Origin of the sequence: Kitasatospora setae KM-6054 (assembly GCF_000269985.1) — a bacterium.
GTDB lineage: Bacteria > Actinomycetota > Actinomycetes > Streptomycetales > Streptomycetaceae > Kitasatospora > Kitasatospora setae.
On record NC_016109.1, the window covers coordinates 1,292,159 to 1,305,227 of the forward strand.

The 13,069-nt window shown below is 75.7% G+C and carries 11 protein-coding genes and 1 pseudogene; 7 read left to right on the plus strand and 5 right to left on the minus strand.

Annotated elements, in window-relative coordinates:
• The first annotated feature begins 41 nt into the window (after window positions 1–41).
• Window positions 42–2,444 carry a prealbumin-like fold domain-containing protein gene (locus KSE_RS05695; RefSeq protein ID WP_014134322.1) on the plus strand — a complete coding sequence of 801 codons (2,403 nt, stop codon included), beginning with the start codon at window positions 42–44 and terminating at the stop codon, window positions 2,442–2,444.
• 183 nt (window positions 2,445–2,627) lie between these two features.
• Here the strand turns inward: KSE_RS05695 and KSE_RS46470 are convergent.
• Window positions 2,628–2,864 (minus strand): annotated as a pseudogene (locus tag KSE_RS46470) (FtsW/RodA/SpoVE family cell cycle protein); the annotation flags it as partial.
• A gap of 573 nt (window positions 2,865–3,437) precedes the next feature.
• Between KSE_RS46470 and KSE_RS05705 the strand changes: the two are divergent.
• The 4 genes from KSE_RS05705 to KSE_RS41965 all read left to right on the plus strand — a co-directional run bounded on the left by KSE_RS05705 (window position 3,438) and on the right by KSE_RS41965 (window position 7,490).
• Complete coding sequence (locus tag KSE_RS05705; RefSeq protein ID WP_014134324.1) at window positions 3,438–4,427, plus strand: cytochrome c oxidase assembly protein; 990 nt, start codon at window positions 3,438–3,440, stop codon at window positions 4,425–4,427.
• Window positions 4,428–4,555: 128 nt separating this feature from the next.
• Window positions 4,556–4,948, plus strand: coding sequence for a DUF302 domain-containing protein (locus tag KSE_RS05710; RefSeq protein WP_014134325.1), 393 nt, complete (start codon window positions 4,556–4,558; stop codon window positions 4,946–4,948).
• Between the two features lie 101 nt (window positions 4,949–5,049).
• Entirely contained in the window at window positions 5,050–7,212 is a 2,163-nt protein-coding gene (locus KSE_RS05715) for an MMPL family transporter (RefSeq protein WP_014134326.1), read from the plus strand.
• Window positions 7,213–7,265: 53 nt separating this feature from the next.
• Window positions 7,266–7,490, plus strand: coding sequence for a hypothetical protein (locus KSE_RS41965; RefSeq protein ID WP_014134327.1), 225 nt, complete (start codon window positions 7,266–7,268; stop codon window positions 7,488–7,490).
• Between the two features lie 92 nt (window positions 7,491–7,582).
• On the opposite strand, the gene KSE_RS05725 is transcribed toward KSE_RS41965, so the two are convergent.
• Together KSE_RS05725 and KSE_RS05730 are read right to left on the minus strand one after the other, a co-directional pair.
• Window positions 7,583–8,272: an HAD family hydrolase gene (locus KSE_RS05725; RefSeq protein ID WP_014134328.1), complete on the minus strand. Its 690-nt coding sequence runs from the start codon at window positions 8,270–8,272 to the stop codon at window positions 7,583–7,585.
• Between the two features lie 103 nt (window positions 8,273–8,375).
• Entirely contained in the window at window positions 8,376–9,587 is a 1,212-nt protein-coding gene (locus KSE_RS05730; RefSeq protein ID WP_014134329.1) for an ADP-ribosylglycohydrolase family protein, read from the minus strand.
• A gap of 97 nt (window positions 9,588–9,684) precedes the next feature.
• Between KSE_RS05730 and KSE_RS05735 the strand changes: the two genes are divergently transcribed.
• A complete protein-coding gene (locus KSE_RS05735) occupies window positions 9,685–9,942 on the plus strand; it encodes a hypothetical protein (RefSeq protein WP_407927421.1) in 258 nt (85 codons plus the stop codon).
• A 181-nt stretch (window positions 9,943–10,123) separates the two neighbouring features.
• On the opposite strand, the gene KSE_RS05740 is transcribed toward KSE_RS05735, so the two are convergent.
• Together KSE_RS05740 and KSE_RS05745 are read right to left on the minus strand one after the other, a co-directional pair.
• Window positions 10,124–10,573, minus strand: a complete 450-nt coding sequence (locus tag KSE_RS05740) for a hypothetical protein (RefSeq protein WP_041293879.1) — start codon at window positions 10,571–10,573, stop codon at window positions 10,124–10,126.
• A gap of 347 nt (window positions 10,574–10,920) precedes the next feature.
• A complete protein-coding gene (locus tag KSE_RS05745) occupies window positions 10,921–11,670 on the minus strand; it encodes an SOS response-associated peptidase (protein WP_014134332.1) in 750 nt (249 codons plus the stop codon).
• Window positions 11,671–11,987: 317 nt separating this feature from the next.
• Between KSE_RS05745 and KSE_RS05750 the strand changes: the two genes are divergently transcribed.
• A complete protein-coding gene (locus KSE_RS05750) occupies window positions 11,988–12,662 on the plus strand; it encodes a (2Fe-2S)-binding protein (RefSeq protein ID WP_014134333.1) in 675 nt (224 codons plus the stop codon).
• Window positions 12,663–13,069 lie beyond the last annotated feature (407 nt).

Genomic DNA, 13,069 nt, shown 5'->3' on the forward strand with positions numbered 1-13,069 from the left:
TGTTTCGCTCGGGGCTCCACCCCCCGACCTGACGGGCCGTCATGCGCACTCTGCGGTTCCTGCTCGCCGCCGCCCTGCTGGCGGGGCTCCCCGGCCCGGCCGCCGCCGCGCCCGCCGACACCGGGCCGCTGCTGGTGACGTACGTCGCCCGGGTCTGCGACCGGTACGACCAGGTGATGGCCAACAAGGCCCGCAACAACATCCAGGAGTCGCTGCGCGACCTCGGGCCGGACTCCAACTACCCGGGCGGCGAAGCCGTCAACCCGGCCCGGGAGCAGGCCGGAACCCCGGCGCCGCCCTGCCGGCCGCTGCCCGGCTGGACGTTCGGCACCGGCACCGGGTTCACCGGCAAGACCCCGGCCACCCTCCAGCTCACCACCCTCACCGGCGTCCTGCGCGAGGACATCACCACCGCCGCGAGCACCCCCGAACTCGACGCCCGGGGCAACCCCACCGGCCGCACCCTGGACGGCGCCGTCACCGTGCCGCTCACCGCCGCCGAGCAGGACGCCGCCCGGCGCAACTCGCTGGTCGCCGCCGGCGGCACCAAGTCCGCCCCGCTGAACGGGATGCAGGACCGGTACGGCTTCGCGGCGCTGCGCTGCGCCCAGGACGCCGTCAACGGCGACAACGTCGAGTACCTGACCTACCCGGCGGGCGCGCGGCACGTGTTCTGCTACTACTACGCGATCACCCCGCCGCCCGGCGCGGGCACCATCACCGTGGTCAAGCGGGTCGCCCCGGGCTCCAACGGCCAGGGCGTGTTCCGCTTCGACGGCAACCTGTCCTACGCGGACACCAACGGCGACGGGGTCAACGACTTCCTGCTGACCGCGAGCGCGGCCCAGCAGTCCTCGATGGACTTCGTCCGCGGCGAGACCCGTACGGGCGACGACCCGTGGACCTTCCAGGAGGACGTCGACCCCGGCAGCGGCTGGCTGCCCGCCGGGCAGCCCGACTGCACGGCCGTCGGCGCCGACGGCGGCCCCGGCACCAGCGTCCTGCTCGCCGACAGCACCGGCCTGGTCTCCGTGCGGCTCACCGCCGGCGACCACGTGACCTGCGTCTTCACCAACAGCCGGGCGGCCGGGCAGGCGCTGCTGCAGAAGGAGAGCATCGGCGGCACCGGCACCTTCGACCTCGACGTCACCCCGCCGCCCGGCGCCGACGTGCTGGTCACCTCGCCGGTCACCACCACCGCCGAGGGAGTGCCGGTCACGGTGGCCTCCGCCGAGCACCCGCCGCCGGGCCACTACGGGCTGAGCGAGACCGTCCCGGCCCCCGACGGCACCGGGTACTGGGAGACGCCGACCGCGTTCTGCGACGGCACCGAACTGCCCGTCACCCTCGGCCCCGCCACGCCCGAGGCGCCGAACGGCACCTGGCTGGCCGGGTACGACCTGGCGCCCGACACCACCGCCTCCTGCCTGCTCACCAACCGCTTCGTGCCCGGCGGGCACATCGGCATCGAGAAGGTCACCCGCGGCGGCACCGGCACCTTCCGGTACGTGGTCCAGGGCCGGCCCGTCCCCCGCGCGGGCCGGTCGCCGATCCCGCCGCCGCAGCAGTCCGTCGCCACCACCACCGCCGAGGACACCCCCGCCACCGCCGTCCGCGCCGACGGCTCCCCCGGCCCCGCCGCGACCCTGCTCCCGGTCGGCCCGCTGTACCGCTACAGCGTGCAGGAACTGCTGCCCGCCCCCACCGCCGACGGCTGGTGGGCCCTGGAATCCGTCGACTGCGGCCAGGCCGGCTCCGCCCCGGACCTGGAGCGGGCCCTCGTCGAGGTCCTCCTGACCGCCGAGGACCCCACCCCCACCTGCCGGTTCACCAACCGCTTCCACCGCGTCACCCGGCTGGACGTCGTCAAACTCACCACCGACGACACCGCGCTGCGCCCGCTCGCCGCCCGGCTCGAACTGCGCTGCACCGGCGACGAGAGCCCCGCCGCCCTGCTGGTCGACCCCGGCCGCCCGCGCGCCGACCTCGGCCGGCGGACCTTCACCACCCCGACCAGCTGCGTCCTCACCGAACCCGCCACCGGCGCGGCCACCGGCATCGACACCGCGACCTCCGCCGTCCTGCGCGACGACACCGACGGCACCGAGCAACCCGTCGCACTGGGACGGGAGTTCACCGTCCCGGCGGAACGCTCCTCGACGGTCACCGTCACCAACCGGCTGACCCGCCCGTCGCCCTCGCCGTCCCCGAGCCCCTCGCCGAGCCATTCGCCGAGCACCGACCCGAGCCCGTCGCCGTCCCCCACCGTGCCGACGACACCGACGACACCGACGGCGCCGAGCCCCGCCGCTCCGCCGCCCGCCGGGGGCCTGCCGGAGACCGGGAGTTCGCCGTTCCCGCTGCTGGGCGCGGTCTCCGCCGGCGTGCTGCTCAGCGCCGGGGGAACCCTGCTGGCCGCAGCCCGTCGCCGCCGCCGGCACTGACGGGAGGGCGCGAGCGGGGGATGGGAGCGGGCGGGAGCGGGCGGGCTACCGGGGCGCCGGCCTCGGTGCAGGCGCCGCCGCCGGCTCCAGCTCGGTGCGGCCCGCCGCGTCCCACTGCCCGTCCCGCGCCCGCCCGCCGCAGGCGCTCCCCCGTCACCCTCCCGCCCGCTGCCGGAACCGCCGTCAGCGGGCCGCCGGCTCCAGCTCGGTGCGGCCCGCCGCGTCGGAGAGTTTGATCAGGATGGCGGTGAGCAGCCAGTTCGCGGTGAGGGAGGAGCCGCCGGCGGCGAGGAAGGGGAGGGCTTTGCCGGTGAGCGGGATGAGGCCTGTGACGACGCCGGTGACGACGAAGACCTGGAGGGCGAGGGCGGCGGCGAGGCCGGTGGCGAGGAGTTTGCCGAAGGGGTCGGTGAGGGCGAGCACGGCGATCGCGAGCAGCGCGGCGATCACCGTCCAGCGGACCTGGGCGGGCGCGGCGGGGAGCTTCTGCCAGTCGCCCTTCGCGGCGTGCCAGAGCGCGTACGAGTGGTCGAGGCGGTCGAGCAGGACGAGTCCGAAGCCGCTGAGCAGGACCGCGAGCGGGAGGATCAGCGGGTCCGCGTACGGGGTGAAGCGGCGGACGGCGAGGTGCAGCAGCAGGGCGAGCGCGCCGAGGCCGGCGCCGTAGCGGGCCAGGTCGGGCGGGAGGGTGCCGCGCAGGGCGAGGCTCGCGCTGGTCCAGCCGGCCAGGCAGACCGCCACCGCGAGGAGCAGCAGGGCGAGTTCGCGGTTGCGGCGCTGTGCGGCGCGGCGTCGGCCGACGGCGCGCGGGGCGGCTTTCACCCGGGCTCCCCCACTCGGTAGATTCTACAGCGGTGTAGACGTCGGAGTGCGGCCCGCGGTTCACGACCGACCCTGCGACGACGCCCGGCGGGGCCGTTCGGGTTCCACCGTCCCGCCCGAACCCGCCCGACCCCGCCCGGGCCGGCACGGCCCCCGAAGGAGATCCGCCGCATGTCCCACCCCGTGGCCGTGGCGCCCTGGCACTGGTCGGCGCTGGCCGACACCTGGACCGTCGAGCCGGTGGTGGCCGCGCTCTGCGCGCTGCTCGCGGCCGGCTACCTGGCGGGCGCGCGCCGCCACCGGGCGGGCGGGGCGGGCGGTTGGCCGTGGTACCGCACGGCGGCGTTCCTGGGCGGACTGGCGGTCTGGGTCTGGACGACCTGCTCGGGCCTGGGCGTGTACGAGCGGGTGCTGTTCACCGACCGGGCGGCGCAGTTGGTGCTGCTGCTGATGCTCGTCCCGATGCTGCTGGCGCTGGGCGCGCCGGTCTCGCTGCTGGACGCGGCGCTGCCGGCGGCGGGCCGGGCCCGGCTGCGGGCGGCGCTGGGCGGGCGGGTGTCGCGGGTGCTGATGTTCCCGCTGGTGTCGACGGTGCTGCTGGTCGCGCCGCCGTGGTTGCTGTACTTCACGCCGTGGTACGAGGCGACGCTGACCAGCCGGGCCGGGAACACCGGCTTCCACCTGCTGCTGGTGCTGCTGGGCCTGCTGTACTTCTGGCCGCGGCTGCAACTGGACCCGGTGGCCCGCCCGTACCCGCTGCTGATCGGCGTGGTGATCACCTTCGTCGAGGTGGTGTTCGACGCGGCGCTGGCGCTCGTCCTGCTGTACGGCGGCCACCTGGTCGCCGAGCCGTACTACGCGCAGCTGGCCCGCGACTGGGGGCCGTCGCTCGCCCGGGACCAGTTCGTCGGCGGGAACGCGATCTGGATCCTCGGCGACCTGGTCGGCCTGCCGTTCCTGTGCGCGCTGATCCGGCGGATGGTGGTGACCGGGCGGGCCGAGACGGCGGCGGTGGACGCGGCACTGGACGCGGCGGAGGCCGAGGCGGCGGCGCGGGCGGCGGCAGTCGAGGCGGGGGCCGGGGCGGGGGTCGCTCCGGAGGAGGGCGAGCGGCCGTGGTGGCTGGACGACCCCCGTCTGCGGCACCGCTACAACGGCTGAGCGGCGGCGCGGGTGGCGCGGGTCACGGCGGGTCGCGCCGCGCCGGGGAATGCGGCTGCGGGGCTCCGGGTTGCACCCGACGTACGGTTGAATACCCAGGGGGGTATCGACGAGAGAGGTTCGACGACATGGCGAACGGCATCACCGCCACGCTGACCGGCATCCCCTTCGCGGCGGCCGCCGAGAAGGTCCGCGCGGCGCTCGCCGGGCAGGGCTTCGGCGTGCTCACCGAGATCGACATGACGGCCACCCTGCGCGCCAAGCTCGGCGTCGAACTGGAGGACTACCTGGTCCTCGGCGCCTGCAACCCCCCGATCGCCCACCGCGCCCTGGAGGCGGACCGCCGGATCGGCCTGCTGCTGCCCTGCAACGTGGTGCTGCGCGCCGTCCCGGAGGGCATCCTGGTCGAGGCGATGGACCCGGAGCTGATGGTGGAGTTCACCGGGCGCCCGGAGCTCGCCGAGGTCGCGGACGAGGCGGCCGGCCGGCTGCGCGCGGCGCTCGGCTCGCTGGCGGACTGAACCCGCGCACCCCCGGGCGGGCGCTCCCGCCCGGGGCGACGCCTGACCTTTTTCATACCCCCCAGGGTATTATTCGTTCCCTCGCGCTTGGAGAGAGACCAGTGAACCGCTCCGCCCCCGCCCCGACGGCCCCGCCGGCGGCCGTCGCCGACCCGCCCCGCCCGGGCCTGCTGGGCCGGCTCGGCGTGTGGTCCGTGCACCACTTCAAGACCGTGCTGGCCGGCTGGCTGGTGCTGGTGATCGGACTGGGCGCGTTCGCCCCGCAGGTCACCTCGGCGCTGTCCGGCGCGGGCTGGCAGGCCGACGGCTCGGACTCGGTGCAGGTCCGCGCGCTCGCCGAGCGGCACTTCGCCGGGAACGCCTCGTCCGCGATCCAGATCGTGGTCACCGCCGACCGTCCGGTCGACGATCCGGGCGTGCGGCAGGTGGTCGACCGGGCCGCCGCGCTGGCCGCCGCCGACAGCCGGGTCTCCACCGTGATACCGCCGCAGCCCGGCGCCACCGTCAGCCCGGACGGCCGCACCGCCGTCCTGCTGGCTGGGGCCGCCGCCTCGCCCGACGACATGGTGCGGGCCGCCGACGACCTGAAGGAGCCGCTGCGCGCCCTCTCCGGCGACGGCGTCGAGGTCACCGCGACCGGGGCCTCCGTGCTGTGGAGCGACTTCAACAAGGCCAACCACGACGCGATGATGAAGTCCGAGGTGATGTCCTGGCCGGTCACCCTGGGCATCCTGGTGCTGGCCTTCGGCTCGCTGGTCGCCGCCGGACTGCCGCTGCTGCTCACCATGGCCGGCCTGGCCGCGTCCGCCGGGTCGCTGGTGCTGATCAGCCACCTGTTCCCGATCTCGGTCTGGGCGATGAACTTCGCGATGATGTTCGCGCTCGCCCTCGGCATCGACTACGCGCTGTTCCTGGTGGTGCGCTTCCGCGCCGCCCGGGCCGCCGGGAAGGACGGGCCGCGCGCCGTCGCCGAGACCATGGACACCGCGGGCAAGGCCGTGCTGCTCTCCGGCGCGACCGTGCTGGTCAGCCTCTCCGCCGTGATGCTGGTGCCCGCGCCCGCGTTCCGCTCGATGGCCGGCGGCATCATGCTCGCCGTGCTGTTCGTGCTCGCCGCCACCCTGACCCTGCTGCCCGCCGTCCTCGGCAGGCTCGGCCACCGGGTCGACGCGCTCGCCCTGCCCTGGGCGAAGCGGCGGACCGCACAGACCTCGCCGCGGTTCGCCGCCTGGGGCGAGCGGCTCTGGAAGCACCCGCTGCGCTGGGGCGCCCTCGCGCTGACCGTGCTGCTCGCGCTCGCCGCGCCCGTCCTCGGGCTGCGCACCGCGATGCCCTCGATCGACGTGCTGCCCGGCGACGCCAGCGCCCGGGCCGGCTACACCGCCGTCCAGCAGGCGTTCGGCGCCGGCACCCCCGGCACCCTGCAGATCCTCACCCCCGCCGACCAGGCCGAGGCCACCGTCCGGACCGTCACCGCGAACCCCGGCATCGCCGGCGTGCTGCCCGCCCAGCCGGCCGCCGACGGCACCGACTGGACGATGGTGCAGGCCGTGCCGACCGTCGACCCGTCCGACCCGCGGCTCGGCCACACCGTCGACACGCTGCGCGCCGAACTGCCCGACCGCGCACTGGTCGGCGGCGCCTCGGTGGAGAACCTCGACCTCCAGCACCTGCTGACCGAGAAGACCCCGCTGGTGATCGGCGTCGTCATGGCGCTCGGCTTCGTCCTGCTGCTGTTCGCGCTGCGCGCCCCGCTGATCGCCGCGCTCGGCACCGTCGCCGGACTGCTCTCCACCGGCGCCGCGTTCGGCGTCGCCCGGCTGGTCTTCCAGGACGGGCACGGCGCCGGACTGCTCGGCTTCACCCCGCAGGGCTTCCTGGACGGCTGGGCGCCGGTCTTCTTCTTCGCGATGATCTTCGCGATCGCGATGGACTACACCGTCTTCCTGCTCGCCTCCGCCAAGGAGCAGTACGAGCGCACCGGCGACCCCCGGCAGGCGATGGTCGGCGCGCTGGCCCACTCCGGCCGGGTGGTCTTCGCGGCGGCCGCCGTGATGGTCGCGGTGTTCTTCACCTTCGCCATCTCCGGACCGCTGCCGCCCAAGGAGATGGGCATCGTGCTGGGCGTCGCCGTGCTGCTGGACGCGGCGCTGGTCCGACTGGTGCTGCTGCCCGTCATGCTCCGGCTGGCCGGACGGGCCGCCTGGCACACGCCCCGGTGGCTGGACCGCGTCCTGCCGAGGATCCCGTTCTCGCACTCCTGACCCCGTCTCCCTCTCCCCCGCTTGATCACCCCCCGTTGAAAGGAAGCACTCCCATGTGTCGTCGCACCACCTGCAAGTTTTGCGGCAAGCCGGGTTTCGCCGGCTGCGGCATGCACGTCGAACAGGTCCTGGCCGGCGTGCCGAAGTCGCAGCGCTGCTCGTGCGCGGCGGACGCGAAGGCGGCCAGGGCCGCGAAGGGCGCGAAGGGCGCTGTGGGCGCGAACGGCGCGGCGGCTCCGGCCGGTTCGTGGTTCTCCCGGCTGTTCGGCCGGAGCTGACCGCAGCGCCGACGTCCCGCGCGCACACCCCCGCGCGCACGCCCCCGCGAGCACGCCCCGCCCACCGTCAGGGCGGGGCGTGCGCGCGGGGGTCAGCCCAGCAGGAGGGCGAGTTCGGCGAGGGAGTGGATCCGGGGGACGGACGGGCGTTCGCCGCTCGGCTCGCGGTCCAGCCAGATGCCCAGCAGGCCGGCTGCGGTGGCCGCCTCGGCGTCCACGTCGAGGCGGTCGCCGACGTACGCGGTGTGTTCGGGGGCGACGCCGAGGGTGCGGCAGGCCAGGTGGAAGATCGCCGGATCGGGCTTGGCGCAGCCCGCCTCGGCGGAGGCGGTGGTGTGCGGGGCGAGTTCGGCCAGGCCGACGGCGCGCAGCTTGCGGCGCTGGATGTCGCCCTCGCCGTTGGTGATCACGCCGAGCCGCCGCCCGCTGCCCGCCTCGCGCACCGCCTGCGGCGCGTCGGGGTAGGCCCGCCAGGAGCGCTCGTAGCGGCGCAGGAAACCGGCGAACCAGGCGTCGGCCCGTTCGGCCGGCCACTCCCCCAGGCCGAGGTGCGCGGCGAAGGCGGTCGCCCGGCTCCGGCGCTGCTGCTGGACGGTCAACTCGCCCGCCAGGTAGCGGTCGTAGTCGCGGCGCTCCAGGCGGCGCCAGACCCGCAGCACCTCGTCGCGGTCGAAGTCGCGTCCGGGCAGTTCCGCCGCGACCCCGGCCAGGACGGCCGCCTCGGCCGCGCCCTCGTGGTCCATCAGCGTGCCGTCGAGGTCGAACAGCACCGCTTCGATCACTGCCCGCCCCCTCGTCGCCCCCTCCGCCGTGCCCGTTCACCCTACCGGCCGCCGACTGGCCGTCACCACCCGGCCACTCGGCGCTCATCCGGCGGTGCGCCGTTCAGGCGCCCGCCTCCAGTTCGAGCAGGGCGTCGGTCAGCCGGGCGGGGCCCGCGAAGTGGGCGGGGTGGGCCTCGGCGTGGGCGGCGACCGGGCGCCAGCCGTCCTTGGCGGCGGCGAAGGCGAGCGACCAGGTCTCGGCTCCGGTGTCGGCGCGGTGCAGGTGCAGGACGCCCTCGGTGGTGCGGGTCAGCCAGTGCGGGGTGCGCAGGCCGGTGCGGTAGCGGTGCCAGTGGTGGTCGGACCAGCGCAGGTCGGGCACCGGGTGGGCGCGGGGCAGCCGCATCGGGGTGAGCGGGCGCGGGGCGGGGCGCAGCGGGGCGGGGAACGCCCAGCCGGGGAGGGGTTCGCGGGCCGCCAGCCAGCGGGCCGGGATCCCGGCGGTGCCGGTGCGGGCGGCGACCACGCCGCCGGTGATCGCGGCGACGGTGTCGACGTCGCCGCCCGCGCCGATCGCGGCCCACACGGCGCCCGGGTAGTCGTCCAGCCAGTGCGCGGCGCACCACAGCGCGTACGGGACGGTGTCGGCGGCGCTGGTGCGGCTGCCGTTGCCGAGCAGGGCGGCGGCCGCGCCTGGGTCGGTACGGTCGGTGATCCGGGCCGCGTCGGCCAGGCCGCGGCGGACGGCGCCGGGTGGGGTGAGGGCGGCGACGGCCCGCAAGTGCCGTGCGGGCGTGGTGGGTTCGGTGCGGGCGCGGACGGCGAGGGCGGCGGCGACGGCCACCGCGATCGCGCCGTCCACGGCCTGCGGGTGGGTGTGGGTGATCACGGCGGTGTCGGCGGCCGGGCGGACGGCGGCGGCCGGGTCGGCGGCGAAGGCGGCGCCGAGCGGGGCGGTGCGCATGGCCGCGCCGTTGCCGAACGAGCCCTGGCCGTCGAAGAGTTCGGCGGCGAGGCGGCGGGCGTCGCCGCCCTCGCGGATCAGCCGCAGCAGCCGGTTGGCGGCCGGGCCGTAGCCGCGGTCGAAGTCGTGCCGGCGGGCGAAGGCGTGGGTGAGGTCGAAGGTGTCGATGGTGCCGCGCTCGCGCCAGGCGGCGTGCACCGAGCAGGCCATCTCGGTGTCGTCGGTCCACGGCCAGGGGGCGGGCGGGTCGGTGCGGGCGTCGAGGTGGCGGCGGGCGGTGTCGGGGACGAAGAACTGGGCGCCGAGCGCGTCGCCGACGGACAGGCCCTGGAGGGCGTCGAACACGGGGTCGTCAGAGGGATCAGTCATACCCGGCCCATCGGACCGGCTCGGCGGGGCGGTTGTCAACCCCCTTCCGGCGGGCCCGGTTCGCGGCGGCGGCCTGCGATGATCTGACGGTACGAAGGTGGCGCGTGAGAGGTGGTTCCCCGTGGTCGGTGCGGTGCTGATCGTCGTCCTGCTGCTGGTGGTGGGCGGCTGCGGCTGCGTGGTGTGGGCCGAGCGCGGCGGGCCGAAGTGGGTGCGGGGGGTCGCCCGGGTGACGCTCGGCGCGGGCCGGGTGGCCCGCTGGGGGCGCCGCAACCGGAACCGGCAGCTGCTGCCGACCTCGAACCCGGGCAACTCGGGTGACGCCGGCGGGGTCGACGGCTCCTCGGGGTCCTGAGGGCCCTGGCGCTCCGGCGGGCGCGGGCGCAGGTCACGGGCGCGGGCGCCGGTCGCGGGCGCCGGTCGCGGGTGCCGGTCGCGGGTGCCGGGCGCGGGGTCCGGCCGATGGCCGAGGCCGCCGTCGCGGCCCCGCCCAGCACGGGGCGGGGCCGCGACGGCGGCGGCGCGGGTGCGGGCGGTCAGCTGAGCCAGGCGGTGTAGCTGTCGGCCGACGTCTTGCCGGACTCGCTGATCCACCCGTGGGCGCGGACCTTGCAGACAGCGGCGCTGGTGACGTTGACGCTGACGGAGCCGGAGCCGCCCGGGTACACGTGCAGGCTGTTCTGCGGGGTCGACAGGACGCCGTTGCAGACCATCTGGAGCTCGACCCAGAACCGGACGTCGGTGCTGCCCGACGACTGCTTGACCATGTTGCTGCCGGTGGCCTGGTAGTTGAGCATGTCGATACAGACCTGGTCGGCGTAGCCGGCCGCCCCGCCGGTGCCGTAGCGGGGGGCGGAGTCGCAGGTCACGCCGGAACCGCCGGCCGCCGAGGCGGCACCGGCCGAGACCATGGTGCCGCCGGCGGCCAGGGCGGTGGCGGCCACGGCGAGAGCGAGCGGACGGCGCAGAACGCGGAATCGGGACACGGTGGATCTTCTCCTGGTCGTCGATGGTGGGTACGCCAAGGGCAGGGAGGCCCGACACGGTGCGCTGCGATCGTCCGGCCCGGCGCCGAGCGCGGCGCCGATCCGGACGGGGGAGATATTGGCCTGGACCACTGTCCGCCGCAAGGTTCGGCCGACCGCCGGAAGCGACTGTTGACCTGGAAATTAAGGAGTTTGACGAGGTGTGAGATTCCGGCCCGTCTTGACCGGATAGCGGCCGCAACCGACCCGGTGCTGTGGTACCGGCCCCCGCCCGTACCGGCGAGCGCGCCGGAAGGGCCCCGACCGGGCCCGGGGCGGCCGGTGCCCAGGTGCGGGCGGCCGGGGGCCTACGCCTGGTCGGACAGGCCGAGCGGGTCCGGGGCGTCGGCGAGCAGTTCCGGGCCGTTGTCGGCGACCCGGTTGACGGTGGTCGGGACGGCCCGGACCCGCAGGTCGCCGTCGGCGGGGCGTTCCAGCAGGTGGCGGAGGTCGTCCCGGTGGGTGCGGGCGGGGTCGAGCCAGTCGTCCAGGGCGGCGGGCGGGACGAGCAGCGGCATCCGGTCGTGCACCCGGCCGGCCCGGTCGGTGGCGTCGGTGGTGAGGATGGTCGCGGTCGCCAGCCAGGCCGCCGGGTGGTCCTCGGGGAGGGTGGCGTCCCGCCAGAACTCGTACAGCCCGGCCATCAGCATGACGCCGCCGGTGGAGAGGAAGTACGGCTGCTTGTACGCCTTGCGGCCGTCGGCGGCGGGCACCGGGCGCCACTCGTAGTAGCCGTCGGCGGGGATGACGCAGCGGCGCTTGGCGAACGCCCGGCGGAACGAGGGCTTCTGGTCGACGGTCTCCGAGCGGGCGTTGATCAGCCGGGCCGCGCCGGACCGGTCCTTCGCCCAGGACGGCACCAATCCCCAGCGCAGCACCCGCAGTTGGCGGCTCACCTCGCCGGTGTCGGCGTCCACCCGGTCGAGCACCGCGGTGATCGGGGCGGTCGGGGCGACGTTCCAGTTCGGCGCGAGGGCCTCGGTCGGGTCCCAGTCGGTGACGCCGAGCAGCGGGACCAGGTCCGCGGGAGGGGTGGTGGAGACGAAACGACCGCACATGCGTCCCAGCCTGCCACCCCGTCCCGACAACCGCATCCGCCGACACCCGCACCCGCACCCGCACCCGCACCCGCCGGCACCCGGCGTTGACGCCCGGCACCGGGGCTCATCGGCAGAAGTCGGCGCCGTGCGGCTCGTGGTCGTTGGCCGAGACGCCGAACAGGCCGGTCAGGCCCTCCCGCCCGAGCGCCCGACCGAGCCCCCGGACGGTCTCCGGCCGGTCGCCGCGGCCGGGCCGCTCGTCGCTCCGGAGCGGGGCGCCGCACTACACTCCGCGGGGTGCCCCTCCCCCGTGCTCCGTACGCCCCGGCCCGCCGATGACGGCCGCCGACCCGCTGGCCGCGCTCGGCCCGTACTTCGCCGTCCGCGCCGACCCGGCGCCGCCGCCGGGGTTCCGGCCGCTGGCCGAACTGTACGGGGAGCGGGGGCCGTTGGCGGCGCGGGTGGCCGAGGTGGCGCGGGTGCTGGGGACGGGCGAGCCGCGGGTGGCGGCGTCGACGGCGCACCTGGGGCTGGCGGCGCGGCTGTGGTCGGTGGCGCTGGGGGCGGCGGTGGCGACCGGGCGGGTGCCGGAGCTGGGCCGGGCGTGGTTCGCGCTACCGCCGCAGGGACCGTTCGACCTGTGGGTACCGGCGGGCGGGGTGGCGGCGGACGTCGAGGTGCTGGAACGACTCGTGTGGGAGGGGCAGTTGGCGCCGCTGGCGGCGGCGGTGCGGACGCTGACGCCGCTCGCGCCGGGGCTGCTGGCGGGCAACGCGGCCTCCGCGCTGGTGGGCGCGGCCCGGCAGTTGGGGTCGGTGCCGCACCTGCGGGCGCCGGCGGCCGAGCTGACGCGCGAACTGCTGGCCCGTCCGGCGCTGGCGGGGACGGGCGCGGTGTCGGCGCCCGGCGGCCCACTGGCGTTCCGCCGGGCGTCGTGCTGCCTGTACTACCGGGTGCCGGCCGGCGGCCTGTGCGGCGACTGCGTGCTCACCCGACCACCGGGGCGCTGAGCGGGCACCGGCCGGCCGGCGCCCGCTCTTGAGCACGGCCGGAGCCTCGGCCAAGCGTGCGATCCTGCGAGCAACTCGCCTTCCACCGGGTGGAGTTCCGCGAGGATGCGGGAATCACCAGGGGCGCTTTCCCGGCGGATTTCATTGGGCATGCCAATTGAATTTGACACCCAGTCAAATACTTTCCACCGGATGAAACCGCCGAGATCGGACACCGCACCCCGCCCGGCCATTTACGCAGACGGTTTGCGTAAATCCCTCGACCGGCCCTCCTTCGGCGACAAACCATCGCCTTCGGACCGATTCGACTCCAATCGGTACATGCGCCCCACCATCGGAGCTGATAGGCCATCACCAGCCAAACCATCACCACCTGAATAACCTTCAAATCCCGAACTCATCTACTT